Origin of the sequence: Paraburkholderia silviterrae (genome assembly GCF_004353915.1) — a bacterium.
Classification (GTDB): domain Bacteria; phylum Pseudomonadota; class Gammaproteobacteria; order Burkholderiales; family Burkholderiaceae; genus Paraburkholderia; species Paraburkholderia silviterrae.
Window position 1 is genome coordinate 314,066 of record NZ_SMRP01000001.1, and the last position, 15,900, is coordinate 329,965.

The 15,900-nt window shown below is 67.0% G+C and carries 8 protein-coding genes; all 8 read right to left on the reverse strand.

The annotated features are described in order from the left end of the window. Positions 1-79: 79 nt before the first annotated feature. Complete coding sequence (gene recD, locus EYW47_RS01525) at positions 80-2,362, reverse strand: exodeoxyribonuclease V subunit alpha (RefSeq protein WP_240763488.1); 2,283 nt, start codon at positions 2,360-2,362, stop codon at positions 80-82. After that, positions 2,359-6,213: an exodeoxyribonuclease V subunit beta gene (gene recB / locus EYW47_RS01530; RefSeq protein ID WP_133193122.1), complete on the reverse strand. Its 3,855-nt coding sequence runs from the start codon at positions 6,211-6,213 to the stop codon at positions 2,359-2,361. Before recB ends, recD begins: the two co-directional genes overlap by 4 nt. Further along, positions 6,210-9,815 (reverse strand): exodeoxyribonuclease V subunit gamma, encoded by a 3,606-nt coding sequence (gene recC, locus EYW47_RS01535; RefSeq protein WP_240763489.1) that lies wholly within the window; start codon positions 9,813-9,815, stop codon positions 6,210-6,212. The genes recB and recC overlap by 4 nt, the downstream gene beginning before the upstream one ends. Positions 9,816-10,052: 237 nt before the next feature. Further along, entirely contained in the window at positions 10,053-11,180 is a 1,128-nt protein-coding gene (locus EYW47_RS01540) for a sn-glycerol-3-phosphate import ATP-binding protein UgpC (RefSeq protein ID WP_133193123.1), read from the reverse strand. 103 nt (positions 11,181-11,283) lie between these two features. Next, positions 11,284-12,129: a sn-glycerol-3-phosphate ABC transporter permease UgpE gene (gene ugpE, locus EYW47_RS01545; RefSeq protein WP_133193124.1), complete on the reverse strand. Its 846-nt coding sequence runs from the start codon at positions 12,127-12,129 to the stop codon at positions 11,284-11,286. Positions 12,130-12,136: 7 nt separating this feature from the next. Next, a complete protein-coding gene (ugpA, locus tag EYW47_RS01550; protein WP_133193125.1) occupies positions 12,137-13,018 on the reverse strand; it encodes a sn-glycerol-3-phosphate ABC transporter permease UgpA in 882 nt (293 codons plus the stop codon). Between the two features lie 75 nt (positions 13,019-13,093). Then, positions 13,094-14,260, reverse strand: a complete 1,167-nt coding sequence (locus tag EYW47_RS01555) for an autotransporter strand-loop-strand O-heptosyltransferase (RefSeq protein ID WP_165976467.1) — start codon at positions 14,258-14,260, stop codon at positions 13,094-13,096. A 259-nt stretch (positions 14,261-14,519) separates the two neighbouring features. Next, entirely contained in the window at positions 14,520-15,761 is a 1,242-nt protein-coding gene (locus tag EYW47_RS01560) for an NAD(P)/FAD-dependent oxidoreductase (protein WP_133193127.1), read from the reverse strand. Between the last annotated feature and the right edge of the window lie 139 nt (positions 15,762-15,900).

Here is a 15,900-nt window from a genome sequence, read left to right on the forward strand (position 1 = left end):
CTTGCCTGCGTGGTCCGGCCCGCGCGGCCCTTATTGTTTTCGCTTTATCGGATGGGAAACCCTCATCGGCCGTCCGGCCTCACTGAGCCCCGGCGTCGTGGGCAAGCCCCGCCATCAAGCCGCTCGCGCGCTGGACCTTCGCCTGAACCGCGCGGTCGAGCACGGAGCGTCCCTCGGGAAGCGCCAGCGTAAGAAACGCACGCGCGCGCGTGATGCCGGTGTAGACGAGCTCCCGCGTGAGGATCGGACTGTAGGTATCGGGCAGCACGAGGGCCGCGTGCGTGAACTCCGAGCCCTGGGACTTGTGGACGGTGAGCGCAAACACGGTCTCGACACCCTGCAGCCGGCTCGGCGACACCCATTTCACCCCGAGCGTGCCGTCACCGGCCGGGAACGCCACGCGCAGCACCGGGGGCGCGCCCGCTTCCACCGGCAGATCGAGCGCGATGCCGATATCGCCGTTCATCAAGCCGAGCTCGTAGTCGTTATGCGTGACGAGCACCGGCCGGCCCGCGTACCAGTCGCCGAGCGGCTCGATCAGCCCCTCCTCCTGCAAAATCCGCGCGACGCGCCGGTTGAGCCCTTCCACGCCCCATGCGCCGCGGCGCAACGCGCACAGCAACTGGAACTCGGTATGCGCCTTCAACACCGCGGCCGCCCATTCGGACAGCGCCTCGGGCGACGCGCCCGGCGCGGGACGCAAGGCGCGCATCGTCACCAGGTAGTGCCGGTAGCCGCGCCGCTGCGCGCCCCCATCGGGTACGTCGCGCGCGTCGTGCTGTTGCGGCGCCTCGCTCACGACGCCGTCGACGATGAGTGCGCGCAGCGGCGCGTCGTCGTGCGCAGGACAAACGAGCCGAGCGAGATCCGCGTAGCCATGCCGCCAGATTTTTGCCACCCCCGTGGCGTCGCCCACGTTGACGAGATCGGCCAGTGCGCCGATCCCGCTTTCCGATGCGAAACGATGACTCTCGCGCAGCATGGCCACGGCCTGATCGAGTGGCGTGCCGCGCGCATCGAGCATCGCGACATCGATCCGCTCGCCCGTCGCGGCCTCGAGCCAGCTGCGCGACGCCTGCGTGTAGTGCCCTTCGCGCGCGCGGTTGCAGAGCTCGCCCAGCACCGCGCCCGCTTCCACCGAGGCCAATTGATCCTTGTCGCCGAGCAGGACGAGACGCGCCGTGGGCGGCAAGGCATCGAGCACTGCCGCCATCATCTCGAGATCGACCATGGAGGCCTCGTCGATCACGAGCACGTCGACAGGCAGCGGATTGCCCGCGTCGTGGCGAAAGCGCCGGCTGCCCGGCCGCGTGCCCAGCACGCGGTGCAACGTCGTCACCACGGTGGGAATCGCGCTGCTTAGCGCGGCGGCGTCCACCTGCTGCGCGAGCGCCTCGAACGGCAGCCGTGCAACGGCACCCGCGATCGATTCGTTCAGGCGTGCCGCCGCCTTGCCCGTGGGCGCCGCGAGGCGAATCCGCAGCGGCCGCCCGCCGGGGTTCTGCGGACTCGCAGCGCGGCCGAGCGCCAGCGTCTGCAGCAACGCGAGCAACTTCACGACCGTGGTCGTCTTGCCGGTGCCGGGACCACCCGTGATGATGCTGAAGGCGCTGCGCGCCGCGAGCGCACAGGCGAGCTTCTGCCAGTCCGTGCCTTTCGCATCGGCGCGGCGCGGCGCAAACAGCGCGTCGAGCGCCGCACGCGCGAGCGCTGGGGGCAACTCGGCCTCGAGCCGGGCGCCCTGCGCGAGCCGCGCTTCGATACCCGCACGCACATCCTGCTCGTACTGCCAGTAGCGGCGCAGATAGAGCCGCGTGCCCGCCAGCACGAGCGGCGTATTGCCTTGCTCGCGGCCGACCAGGTCGGGTAGGTCAAGCGCGCTCAGCCACTGCGTGAGCGTCACGCCAGCCAGCACCTCGGCGGGCGGCAAGGGCGGCTCATCGGGCAACTGCGCAGTGGGCAGTTGCGGGCCATCCGGCGGCAACGAAAGCGCGAAGGCCGGATCGTCGAGCGTCGCGTGCAGGTCGAGGCAAACGTGCCCACGCCCCAGCTGGTGGCTCGCGAGCGCCGCGGCCAGCAACAACAGCGGCGGCGCATCGGGCGCCTCGTCCAGCAGAAAGCGGGCGAAGGCGCCGTCGAGCGTACGCAGCCAGCCGCGCTCGACCCAACGGCCGAGGGTGGCGAGCATCTGCGCAGACGATTCGCATGCCGTTGCGCTCACAACCACATCGGGTTGCATGGAGCTGCGCACCGGCTCCTCCGGCGTCTCGCCCTGGCCGCCATCGAATTGCTCGAACAGATCCCCGGTCACGCCGATGCCATCTTTCGGCCCGCGTGCCCCCGTGGTACGTCGCTTCGTCATACTGCGTCCTCCAACGCGCCGTGATGCGCGAACAGCGCATCGAGTTGCTCGATCAGCTCGCGCGGCGGGCGCTCGCAATGCAGCCCCTGGCTCGGCGCGTGGCCGCCGCGCAGGAACATGTAGACCGCGCCGCCCACGTGACGGTCGTAGTCGTAGTCGGGCAGGCGTGACTTGAGCAGGCGGTGGAGCGCGAACAGATAGAGCACGTACTGCAATTCATAGCGCGAATGGAGGATTTGAGAGCGCATCTTTGCCGCTGTATACGACGCGTCGTCGGGTCCCAGCCAGTTCGACTTGTAGTCGGCCACGTAGTAGCGGCCTTCGTGAATAAACACGAGATCGATGAAGCCCTTGAGCATGCCGTTCAGCCGCGCTGCATCGAGTGGTGGGCGAGCAGCGCCGTCGAGCGTCAGCGCCGTGACGAGCGCATCGAGTTCCTGCGTGTCCACCTTGTGCACTGCGACCCAGAACTCCATTTCGGCCATATAGGACGACTTGTCGAGCGCAGCAAGCACGACGGGCGGCACCGCCTCGCCATCGAATGCCGGCAAATGCAACGGCATGCTAATGAACTCCCGCATCCACTGCGTGAGCGTGTCGATCCAGCGATCCCAGCCGCGCATGCTGCAGCGGCGCGCGATCATGTCGCGCAATCGCGCGCCCTCCTTGTCTTGCGCGATCTCCGCGAAGCCCTCGTTCGCCACCCATTCCATCAACTCATGCAGGAAGCTGCCTGCGTCGGCACCGCGCGCGAAGCCGTGCATCGGCGCGTCCGCCGGCGCAATGGCGTTGGCCTCGGGCACCGCAAGCGCGGCGTCATCATCGGCGGGCGCGCTTGCGCCCAGCAGTTCGAGGAACACGTCTTCGCCGCGCGTGTCGGGCGCCGTGCGCGCCTCTTCCTCAGCGTGCGCGGCAAAGGCGTCCTGCGCACCTTCCACCGTCTTCAGGCTCGAATAGCTCGCGATCCACCACGGTATGCGCGTGCGGCGCGGAAACGTGCGTGCACGTCCGCGTACCGCGCCCGGCCCTTGCTGTGCGAAGACTTCGTTGCCAGGCTCCGGCGCCTGCGCCACGGCGATATCCGTGCACGATCCACGCAACGTCTCGAGCAACGTCGCGCTCTGGTCCGCCGGCAATGCCGCGCCGCCGCCCACGAGGTAGCCGAACGCGCTCGACTCCACGCTTTGCACGGGCGCATAGCCGATCCACGTCGCGTAGCGCGCGCGCGTGAGCGCGACGTACAACTTGCGCAGGTCCTCGCCAAGCCGTTCGCGGTCGGCCTGTTCGAGCACGCGCGGGTCCGCTTCGAGCGTGACACGCAGATCGCCGTCTTCATCGTGCCACTTGAACGGCACGTCGTCGGCCTTCACGGCGCGATGCGCGCATGCGAACGGCAAGAACACGAGCGGATATTCAAGACCTTTCGACTTGTGGATCGTCACCACCTGCACGAGCCCCGCATCGCTTTCGAGCCGCAGCTGGCGCGCATCGCCTCCACCGCCCGCCCCTTCGTCTTCGCGCTGCTCGTCTAGATAGCGGATCAGCGCATGCTCGCCGTCGAGCTGCGTGCTCGCCTGCTGAAGCAGCTCGGCCAGATGCAGCAGATTCGTGAGCGCGCGCTCGCCATTGAGGCCCGAAGCCGCGCTCTGCCAGAGCAGGCGCTGCGGCACGTGAAAGTCGTTGAGCAGACGCCGCAGCATCGGCAGCACGCCCTTCTTGCGCCACACCTCGCGATAGCCGCGGAATTGCAGCACCCGCGCTTCCCATGCAATCTCGTCGTGGCCGAGCGCATCGAGCTCGCTCCAACCGAGACCGAGCGAAGCCGTTGCGAGCGCGCTGCGCACGAGGCGCCCATCGTCGGGTTCCGCGCAGGCGCCGAGCCAGTAACGCAATTCCTCTGCCTGCGGCGTTTGATAGACGGAATCGCGATCGGACAGATAGACACTGCGCACGCCACGCTGCGCGAGCGCGTCGCGAATTGCGCGCGCCTCGTCGCGATTGTTCACGAGCACGGCCATGTCCGCAGGCCGCAAGGGCCGCAGCCCGTGCTCGCCTTCGAAGCCCGCCTGCTGTGCCTGGCCCAGGTTGAGAAAGCGCACCATCTCGGTCGCGCAGCTCGCGGCCATGCTTGCAAAGTAAGCGGTCTTGCTCAACGGCTTGCCGTCTTCCGTGGCGGGCAGCCACCAGACATTGAGCGCCGCAAGCGCCTTGCCGGCCGCCTCCAGCTCGTCGGCGCGGCCATGCGCGTCCGCGGCGACGAACGGCAACGCGTTCGTCTCGCCTTGCGCGCCGCGAAACAGAAATGCACCGCTTCCTTCGGGGCGCAATTCCGCCGCTTCGAAGCATCGATTCACCGCGTCGACCATCGCACGCGTGGAGCGGAAGTTCTTCTTGAGCGTGTAGAGGCGCCCCGCGCACGCGCGCCGCGCGCGCAAGTAGGTATAAATATCGGCGCCGCGAAACGCATAAATCGCTTGCTTCGGATCGCCAATCAATATGATGGCCGTCTCGCTGCGATTCGCTTCGATGTCGTAGACGGCATCGAAGATCTGATACTGCACCGGATCGGTATCCTGGAACTCGTCGATCAGCGCAACCGGATACTGCTTGCGAATGATCTCGGCAAGACGCGGCCCGTTCGGCTTTTTCAACGCCGCGAGCAGGCGCGTGAGCAGGTCGTCGAAGCCCATTTGCGAACGACGGGCCTCTTCTTGCTCGAAGCGGTGCGCCACCCATCGCGCCGCGTGGCAGAGAATGGGCAGCTTCGCCTCCGGGCGCGCGGCGAGCGCCTCACGCAAGGTCTCCATCGCGCAGAAGCAGGCGTGTGCCGGCGGCGCGCCGTCCTTCCAGATTTCGGCGAGGCCGGCAGGCGTGAGACGCGTCCAGACCGCCGCGTCGTCCTTGAAGCCCGGGTGCGTGCTCTGCGGGTCGTTCGCCCATTCGCGCAGCTTGCCGAACCACGTTTCGCAATGGCGCGTGTTCAGCTTCTTCGCGTCGAACTGCTTCTTTTCGCGCGCCGCCGCGATCAGCCCTTGTGCTTCGTCGATGCCTGCGCGCCACGGCGCCTTGAGGGCTTCGAGCGCCTCTTGCGCCCGGGTGCGGGCGTCGAGCAGCGCCGCCTCGGGCGTTGGCGCCTCGGGCAGCAGGTCCGCGTGCGCAAGCAGCCCGCGAATCGCACCGTGCAAGTCGTCTGGACTCCCAAACCAGGCACGGACTTCTTTCGCGCTCTGCGCATCGAGCGGCGCCATGAAGGTGCGCCAGTAGTCGCGCACGACTTCGGCACGCAGCTCGGTCTGGTCCGTCTCCAGCGTCTGCGAAAAGAGGCTGTCGCTATCGAACGCGTGCTCACTGAGCATGCGGTTGCACCAGCCATGGATCGTCGAGACGGCAGCCTCGTCCATCCATTCGGCGGCAAGCTGCAGCCGCCGCGCGCAAGCGGGCCACCGATCCGGCGCGTACTCTTCCCGCAAGTCGTATAGCAGATCCTCGCCGGGCGAGCGCAGCGGCACGTCTTCGGGCAGCGCGCGGAAATACTCGGCCGCTTCGATCAAACGCGCGCGAATGCGCTCGCGCAACTCTTTCGTGGCGGCGTCCGTGAAGGTCACCACGAGAATCTCGGGGGGCGTGAGCGGGTGCATGCCCTCATGCGCCTCCGCCGTTTCGTCGTGCTCGAGTTCATCGTCGCCATGCCCCGCGCTCTGGCCACGATGGCCCAGCACGAGACGCACGTACAGCATCGCAATCGTGAACGTCTTGCCAGTGCCCGCGCTCGCTTCGATCAGGCGGCTGCCATACAGGGGGAAGCGCAATGGCTCCAGCACGTCGGCAATCATGTCGTCTGCCGGGGTCATGCGGTTTCTCCAGCGGAGTCGGCTGCGTTGGGGGCGGCACGGTCGGGCTTCGATGAAGCAAGCGGCGCGCGCTGCACCGGCTGCAGCAATGTGGTTGCTAGCGCAACGAATTCGTCGCTTTCAACGAGCGCATCGAAATCGGCAAATGCCCTGCGCAGATAGGGATTGGTCTCGCGCTCGCCGGGCATGCGCATAGCGCCCTCGTACGCCGTGCGCGCAGCGTCCCACGCCTCGGCCGGCACCGTCCCGTGCGCAGCGCCGAAATCGACTGGCAGCTTGCGCAGCCACGCAAACGCGGTCTTCACGGCCAGCGGAAGCGGCCGCCGCCCGCCTTCGTCCCAGGCCGCGAGCAGCGCGAGCAGCCACGCGCGCGCGACGGGCGGCGCCACGGGCGCGAACTCCGCCACGCCCACCTTGCTCACGATCACCGTCGTGACCTCGCCCGCCGCCAGTTGCGCGGCGACATGCGCGACCCAGTAAGCGACGAGACGCTCGCCGCGATATTTGTTGTCCTTCACGAGCGTGCCGGCATCGAGAATGACGCGCCCCAGTGCGCCGCCCTCGCCTTCGCGGATGTCGTCGATCCAGTCCTGAATCGCGAGCGTGCGCCCATCGATCTGCGCATCGAGGCGTATTTCGTATTGGCGCGCGAGCGACGTGGGCCAGCGCGCGAGCGCCTTGCGATATTCGCCGAACAGGTCCTGCATCGGAGCGAGCAATTCTTCGCCGATGACTTCGCCGAAACCGCCCGCCGCGAGGTCGCCGCTGCGGTGCATGCGTTCGAGCCGCGCGCGCGCCGCCGTATCGAGATCGGCAACGCCTTGCTCCATCGCACTCAACTGCGCGCGGATCAATTCGCCCTGCAACTGCCACGCCTGCAGCGCATCCACTTCGAAGGGCTCGTGATTCTCACTCGCCTCGTCCTGCATTTCGAGTCCCACGCGCAGACGCTGGCGAAAGAAGCTGCGCACCGGATCGCGCAGGAATTCGCCCAGCTCGCGCACGGAAAGCGGCTCGTCGCGCTCGGACGCGGGCAATGATGCGCCCGCCTGCGCCGCGCCGGCCAACGGCGCGGGGCGGCTCCATTCGTGCGCGTAGGTATAGAGCGTCGCGCTGCGCGGATCGGCGGGAAAATAGTCGGGGCTGAAGGGCTGCAGCCGATGCTCGATCGTCAACGCATCGAGCAGCGCGTGAGGCGCTCCGTCCTGTTCATCCTCTTCGTGCTCCAGCCGCCAGCCGGCCTTCAGATGGTCGCGCAACTGCCCGACGAGCACCGAGGGCGGCCGTGGCGTATTGTCGGTCACGCTGCGGCCCACCCACGAAACATGCAGATGATCGCGCGCGGAAAGCAGCGCTTCGAGAAACAGGTAGCGGTCGTCCTCGCGCCGCGAGCGGTCACCAGGCCGATAGTCGCGCCGCATCAGGTCGAAATCGAGTGGCGTGCGGCTGCGCGGATAGTCGCCGTCGTTCATGCCCAGCAGGCAGACATAGCGAAACGGAATCGCGCGCATCGGCATGAGCGTCGCGAACGTCACCGCGCCCGCGAAAAAGCGCTGCGCGAGACCACCGCCGTCGAGCTGCCCGAGCCAGTTCTCCGCGACGATCGCGAGCGGCAGCGCTTGCGTGAGCGCGGCTTCGCTACACGCCTCGCGCCACGTTTGCAGCGCGTTGTCGAGACGTTCCAGCGTATAGGCGTCCTCGCCTTCATCGGCGGCGAAGAACGTGGCCTTCAACGCGCGCAGGCGCTCGCACCAGACGTCGACGCTGGCCGGCTCGCGCAGCGTGCGCCATGCATGGTCGAGCGCATCGACGAGACGCGTGAGCGGCCCGAGCAACGCGGCGTCGAGGCCGCCGATTTCGGCGTACGGCTCGATGCCGCGCCACGTGCCAGAGCGGTCTCCCGCCGCGTAGCCGAGCAGCATGCGCCGCAGCCCGAAAGCCCAGCTGTTTGGCGCACTCGCATCTTCGCCTTGCGGCAGCCCCAGGCTTGCGCGCTGCTCGCCATGCAGGCCCCAGCGGATATTCGCGCCGTCGATCCAGTTGCGCAGCGTGGGCACGTCCTCGGCCTCGATGCCAAAGCGCGCGCGCACGGCAGGCACTTCGAGCAGGTCGAGCACGTCGCTCACCGTCACGCGCGCGTGAGGCAGCGAGAGCAGCATTTCCAGCGCGCCAATCAGCGGATCGAACGCACGTTGCGCGCGGTCCGCAATGCTGAACGGGATGTAGCGCGGATCGTCGTTCTCGACGAGGCCGAACACGGCCTGAATATGCGGCGTGTAGACCTCGATATCGGGCACCATGACGATCACGTCGCGCGGCCGCAAGGCCGGGTCCGCCGCGAATGCCGCAAGCAGCCGGTCGTACAGGATCTCTACTTCGCGCTGCGCACTGTGTGCTACATGGAAACGGACCGACTCGTCCACCTGCGGGTCGACCGCGGGCCAATGCTCGCGCGTTTCGGGCAAGGGCCGCAGATCGCGAATGTCGTCCTGCAATTGCTGCAAAAGCGTCTGCGCGTCGGCGCCATCGAACAGATCGATGCGCTGGCCAATGCGCGTGAAATGCGGCGTGTAGGACTCGCGCGCTTCGTCGCTATCGTATTCGTCGAGCAGGCCGATGAAGTCGCGCCCCTGCTTGCCCCATGCCGCCAGCAAGGGCTGCGCGTGCAGATGCAGTTGCGACTCGTCGAGTATGGCGGGCGCGCCCGCACGGCGGCGCTGGCGCGCGTGCCGCGCGCGCAGCAGATCCTGGTCGGCGACGATGTCGGCCCAGTAATGCATGCAGGGGTTGTGCACGCACAGCAGCACCTGGCTCCAGCGCGCGAGCGCGGCAAGCACTTCGAGCGACTGGCGTGGCAGGCTCGAAATGCCGAACACAACAAGGCGGCGCGGCAGAGCGCGCGGACGCGCATCGCCCTCCTGCCATGCCTGTGCGCGCGCCATGAAGCGCTCGTGCACGGCGGCGCGGCCCGTCAGCGCCGCCTCACTGCCTTGCGGCGCGCTCGCGCTCACGTCGGCCAGCAGCGCGCGCCAGAGCGCGGCCTGCCAGCGGGCGTCGTCGGCGAGCGGCACGCGGTTGTTGCGCGCGTCGATCACGACGTCGTCGTGCGCGGCCCATGCGGCGAGCCAGTCGGCGCGATAGACCTGGTACTGGTCGAACAGATCGGCCACGCGCTGCGCGAGCTGGAAGCACTTGCGCTGCTCCTCGTCGTTCGCCATGAAGCGCTTGAGCGGCTCATAGCCGGGCGTGTCGAGCAGCGCGGGCAGCATGCGCATGAGACGCCAGACGAGGCGCGATTTGTCGAACGGAGAAACGGGTGGCACCGCGTCCTCGCCCAGCACGGCGCGATACACCGCCCAAAGAAAGCGTGACGGCAGCGACATTTCGAGCGCCGCCGCGATGCCGCAGCCGCCGTCCTCGGGGTCGGCCGCAAACGCTAGCTTGAGCCACTGCGCAATGCCATTGCTCTGCACGAGCAACATTTCCTTTTCGAGCGGCGCGATGGGGTGCTGGCCGATCCATTGCACGATCAGGTCGCGCAGGCGCTCGGGCTCGTTGCCGTGAACGAGCATCAGCCCCGCGGGCAATTCGCGCGCGCTCAAGGGCGGACTCCTTGCGGGACGCGGGCGGCATGGCCGCCGTGATCGATTGCGGAGCGTTGTGAGCGAGGTTCAAGCGTGAGGAATGCGGCCATGTCGCCTGGTGATGTCTGTTGCCGATAAGAAACCTGATGTGCCGCGCGCACTTTCCGATACGAAACCAAAGGGAAATCGATGCAAAGCGCGGCGCGGGCCGGCTGTGCAGGCCGGTCCGAAGCGACATGTTACGACATTGGCGCCTCAGCCGAGGCGGGTTCCCGCGGCGGGATCGAAGAAATGCAGGCGCGCCGCCGGCAAGCGTACGGCAATGCGCTCGCCGCGTGCGGGACGCACCTCGTGCGGCAGGCGCACGACCACTTCGTTGCTGCCCCAGCGGCCATGCGCGAGATTGTCCGCGCCAAGCAGCTCGCAGGTCTCCACTTCGACGGAGGCGGGCTCGCCCGCCTCCGGCTGCCCACTGCCGTTGTTGCCACTATTGCCATTGCCGTGCATGTGCTCGGGGCGCACGCCCAGCACACATTCGCGTCCCGGCTGCAGCGCCGCGCGCAAGCCGCCCGGGAACTGCTCCATCGGCAGCGGCAGTTGCGGGCCCATGCCCGCCGTCTCGAAGCGCTGGCCATCCGCGCTCACGCGGCCGCGCAGCAGATTCATTGCCGGCGATCCGATGAAGCTCGCCACGAACATCGACGCGGGCCGGTCGTACACCTCGCCGGGCGTGCCGATCTGCTCGGCGCGCCCGCCGTTGAGCACGATCACGCGCTGCGCGAGCGTCATCGCCTCGATCTGGTCGTGCGTGACATACAGGCTCGTCGTGCGCAGGCGCGCATGCAGCCGCTGGATCTCGAGGCGCATCTGCACGCGCAGCTTCGCGTCGAGATTCGAAAGCGGTTCGTCGAAGAGGAACACCGAAGGCTCGCGCACGATGGCCCGTCCCATCGCCACGCGCTGGCGCTGCCCGCCCGAAAGCTCGCGCGGCTTGCGCTCGAGCAGCGCGCCGAGCTCGAGGATCTCGGCCGCAGCCGCCACGCGCGCGTCGATCTCGCGGCGCTCGAGCCCCTGCAGTCTGAGGCTGTAGCCCATGTTGCGCGCCACCGTCATATGCGGATACAGCGCGTAGTTCTGAAACACCATCGCGATGTCGCGGTCCTTCGGCTCCATGCGATTGACCACCTTGCCGCCAATCTCGATCTCGCCCGAGCTCACGCTCTCGAGCCCCGCCACCATGCGCAGCAGCGTGGATTTCCCGCAGCCGGAAGGCCCCACGAGCACCATGAATTCGCCGTCCGCCACCGCCACGTCGATGCCATGCAGCACCTGCTGCGCACCGTCGTACGATTTCATCACGCCCCGCATGCTCAATGCCGCCATACCGTCTCCCGCTTGTTCGTTCGATGTTTCGTTGGCTCTTTTGCTTGCTCGTTCACTTGTTCGTTCGCTTTCTGCCCGATGTCCTGGCCTTCATCGTCACGCGTCACTTCTCGACATCCACGAGCCCGCGCACGAACCAGCGCTGCATCGCGAGCACCACGACTAGCGGCGGCAGCATCGCGATCATCGTCGCGCACATCACGAGATGCCATTGCGTGGCCGCGTCGCCGCTCGCGATCATGCTCTTGATGCCGACCACGGAAGTCGTCATGGACGCCGTGCTCGACATGAGGATCGGCCACAAGTACTGGTTCCAGCCGTAAATGAACGTGATGACGAAGAGCGATGCGATATTGGTCTTCGAAAGCGGCAGCACCACGTCCCAGAAGAAGCGCAGCGGACCCGCGCCGTCGATGCGCGCCGCCTCGATCAGCTCGTTGGGCAGTGTGAGAAAGAACTGGCGAAACAGAAACGTGGCGGTGGCCGAGGCGATCAGCGGCAGCGTGAGGCCCGCATAGGTGTTGGTGAGATGCAGCGTGGCCGCGACCTGCACCGTGGGAAAGATGCGCACTTCCACGGGCAGCATCAGCGTCACGAAAATGAGCCAGAACGAGAGGCGCCGAAACGGGAAGCGGAAGAACACGATCGCATAGGCGGAAATGATGGAGATGGCGATCTTGCCCACCGAGATCACCAGCGCCGTGATGACGCTGTTGAGCAGCATCTTGCCGAAGGGGCTTGCGGCATTGCCCGTACCCACGTTCCAGACCGTTGCCGCGTTCTCCAGCAGATGCGTGCTGGGCACGAGCGAAAGCGGCACCGAGAACACCTCCTGCGCGTTCATCGTCGCCGCACAAAACGCGACGTAGACAGGAAACGCCACCACGGCCACGCCGGCGAGCAGCATCGCGTGGCAGAAAAGGTTGAAGTATTTGCGGTTCTCGATCATAGGTGACCTAGTACTGGACCCGCCGTTCGATGAAGCGGAACTGGAAGATCGTGAGCGCTGTGACGAGCAGCATCAGCACCACGGACTGCGCGCCGGAGCTGCCGATATCGAGCCCGCGAAAGCCTTCGTCGAAGATCTTGTAGACGAGCGTGCGCGTAGCCTGCCCCGGTCCGCCGCCCGTTGCCGCGTCGATCACTGGGAAGGTGTCGAAGAGCGCGTAGACCACGTTCACGACGAGCAGAAAGAAGCTCGTAGGCGAAAGCAGCGGCAAGGCAATGCCGAAGAAGCGCCGCACCGGCCCCGCTCCGTCGATGGCCGCGGCCTCGAAGAGCGACTGCGGAATGGCTTGCAGCCCCGCGTAGAAAAACAGGAAGTTGTAGCTGATCTGCTGCCACACGGACGCAACCACCACGAGCGTCATGGCCTGCCCCGGATTGAGCGCGTGATTCCATATCACGTGCACGCGCGCGAGCGTGTAAGTCACGAGGCCGATGCTCGGATTGAAGAGAAAGCCCCAAAGCACCGCCGCGATCACTGGCGCCACCGCGTACGGCCAGATCAGGAAGGTCTGGTAAAAGCGCTTGCCGCGCGTGACGTGATGCGCCATGGCGGCGAGCGCGAGAGAAAGCACGAGGCCGCACACGGTCACGAGCGCGGCAAAGACGACCGTCGTCTTGATGGAGTCCAGATACAGCGGGTCTTTGAACAGGTGTGCGAAATTCGCGAAGCCGACGAATTCCGAGGAGGTGCCGAAGGCGTCTTGGGCCTCGGTGGATTGCAGGAGCGCGACGCCCGCGGGCCAGAGAAAGAACACGGCCGTGACCGCGAGTTGTGGGCCGACCAGCAGATAAGGCAGCAGGCTCGCGCCGAAACGGGAGCGTTGTTCCATCGCGTCGATCTCCTCGGGTTGCGGCGCCGCACCGGCACGCGCCCCAATTCTAGCCGAGAGTCAAGACACGCCCCCTCACGATGCACCACGCGCTGCAATCAGTTCGTCCACCACGCTGATCACCTGGCCTGCGGTGATCACTGTCGTGCACTGATAGCGCAGCGCGTCGCCCGCGTGGCGCGGACACCAGCCGAAGTCGCTGTCGAACTCGACTGTGGTGTCGTTGTAGCAGCTATTGCAACCATGAAAATTGATCACGCGCCACGGCGTATGGAACTCGTTTTTCGGATGCGAAAAACCGCTGATCATGACCACAGGCACCCCCACCGCCCAGGCAAGCCAGGACAGGCCACTGCTAAGCCCAACGAAGAAGTCCGCGTGCGCGAGCAGGCTCGCGCGTTCCTGCAGGGGCCGCGCGCCGGTGAAGTCCTCGGCGCCTTCCGGCATCGTGTTCGGCGCGCCGGGCAAGCCATATTCGCGGTCGCGGTCGATGCACAGCACGCGATAGCCGCGCGCCTTCAGGTGCGCGACAAGCCCGCGCCAGCCGTCCGGATTGTTCCAGTATTTGCACTGCGCCGACGCCTGTGCTGCGATGCACACATAGGGCTGCGCCACGGCGCGCGAGTGGTCGGCCATTACGACGTTGGTACGCCGCTCCACCGGCGGCACGCCCAGCAGGTAGGAGGCAAAGTCTTGCAGGCTGCTCACGCGCGGATCGGTGGGCTGGTGATCGCGGTCGGCATATGGCGAAAAACAGCCCACGCGGTATGTTGCATAGATTGGCTTGCCGCAATCGTCCAGGGTACCGGAGTCCCCCGGCATTTCCGATACGAAACGCAGCGCCGGATAGCCAGCTTCGAACAGCTCATGCAGCCACGGCCGCATCTGCACGGTCACTGAGCAGCCGTGCCGCCGCCGAAAGGCCTCGATAGCCGGCACCCACGCGATCGCATCGCCCAGTGCGCCCGAGCCGATCGTCATCCAGACGTGCTTTTCGGCGGCATCGAATGCATGGGAGAAGACCTGTCGGGGGCCGTCGAACACCTCCAGCAGGAATCGCACAAAGTATTTGCGGCGGCTCGCCACGATCTCGCCGGCCGCAAGCGCGGCGTCGAACACGAGGTTCTGCGTGTCGAGATCGACCATGCGCACGCGCCAGCCCGCCACCGGCACATGCACGCGACACCCATAGTTGAAGTCGTAGCGAATGCCCTCGGGGCCTTCAAGGCAAGGTGCGTCCACGCGCGCGAAACTCGCCGCGTGGCTGCCACGTTGCGTATCGGAAAACCCGGAAACTTCAGGAGAGGAACGCGATTCTGGATGAGCGGATGTATGCACCGTGCGGACCTTGTTTGCGTGGCTGCCATATGCGAGACCGACGCGCCAGGCAAAACGCACGGTTGCGTCGCGTCCGCGATGATAGTGGAGCGCCGCCCCCCCGCGCTGGCACGCAGATCAAGACATCGCCAAATAGCCAGCCCCGCAATGCGCGCTGCGCTCGCTACGCCAGCGCCGCCGCCGCGAACTTGCCGAGATCCGTGCCCGGGTCGCGCAGCGCGGCGAGATCGAGCCGCTTGCCCGAGCCCACGAGCTTCTTGCCACACAGGAAATCCGGCATCGAGCTCACCGCATCGACCGCCAGCAGCGTGCCGTTTTTCAGGTAGTAAACAGCGAAGCGGCGCGCGGCCGGATCGCCGCGCACGACGGTCTCGTCGTAGCCCTCGTGCAGGCCCACCGTCTGCAGCTTGAGATCGTACTGATCGGACCAGAACCACGGCGCGTCGCACGCGGGCCGCGCCTTCCCGACAATGGCCGACGCGGCGAGCTTCGCCTGCTCCACCGCGTTGTGCACGCTCTCGAGACGGCCCGTGCGGCTGTAGTGCGCGAGCGGCCGGCTCGCGCAGTCGCCAATGGCAAACACGTCGGGGTCCGACGTGCGGGCGTCCTCATCGACCTCGATGCCGTTGGCGCACGCGATGCCCGCCGCCTGAGCGAGCGCGACGTTCGGCGTGATGCCGATGCCGATCAGCGCAAGCGTGGCGGGCACGATCTCGCCGCCAGCGAGCTTCACACCCGTGAGCTTGCCATGCTCGCCCACGAACGCCTCGATCTTCGAATTCAGGCGCAGGTCGACGCCCTGCGCGCGATGTTCGTTCTCGTAGAACGTGGAGACCGTCTCGCCGGTCACGCGCCCCAGCACGCGCGGCGCAGCCTCGAGCACCGTCACCTCGTGTCCCAGTTGACGGGCGGCGGCCGCGGCTTCGAGACCGATGTAGCCCGCGCCGATCACCACGAGCCGCTCGCCGGGCTTCACGCGCTCGCGCAGCACGTCGGCGTCGGCGAGCGAGCGCAGCGCCACGATGCCCGCGAGGTCGTGTCCCGGCAACGTCAAGGCACGCGGCGTCGAGCCGGTCGCGAGAATGAGCTTGTCGTAATGCAGCGCCGTGCCGTCGCTGAGCGTCAGCGTGTGGCTTGCGCGGTCGAGCGATTGCGCGCTCGCGCCGAGCTTCAGTTCGATGCGCTGATCGTCGTAGAACTGGCGCGGCTTGAGCCAGAGCCGCTCGAGATCGGCCTCGCCCTTCAGGTAGGTCTTGCTTAGCGGCGGACGATGATACGGCGGCACCGGTTCTTCGCCCACCAGCACGACGCGCCCCTCGAAACCGTACTGCCGCAGCAGCGCCGCCGCGTTGCCGCCCGCGTGCCCTGCCCCGACGATCACTACCGTGTTGCCTGCTTCCTGCATGTCCGCTCCCGTTCATTGATTCGCCGCACGCCTGGGCCATGGCCATTGAGCACGGCACCTTGCCAGTCTGGGCTTGACGACGCGCACCGCTCGCGCGCGCCGGGACCGGAATCATCTCACGTCTGTACGGCGGACGGCA

Bases quoted from the DNA above. Each gene is read 5' to 3' on its own strand.
- EYW47_RS01560 (WP_133193127.1), bottom strand. From the start codon at position 15,761: ATGCAGGAAGCAGGCAACACGGTAGTGATCGTCGGGGCAGGGCACGCG.
- ugpE (WP_133193124.1), bottom strand. From the start codon at position 12,129: ATGATCGAGAACCGCAAATACTTCAACCTTTTCTGCCACGCGATGCTG.
- EYW47_RS01540 (WP_133193123.1), bottom strand. From the start codon at position 11,180: ATGGCGGCATTGAGCATGCGGGGCGTGATGAAATCGTACGACGGTGCG.
- recB (WP_133193122.1), bottom strand. From the start codon at position 6,213: ATGACCCCGGCAGACGACATGATTGCCGACGTGCTGGAGCCATTGCGC.
- recD (WP_240763488.1), bottom strand. From the start codon at position 2,362: ATGACGAAGCGACGTACCACGGGGGCACGCGGGCCGAAAGATGGCATC.
- ugpA (WP_133193125.1), bottom strand. From the start codon at position 13,018: ATGGAACAACGCTCCCGTTTCGGCGCGAGCCTGCTGCCTTATCTGCTG.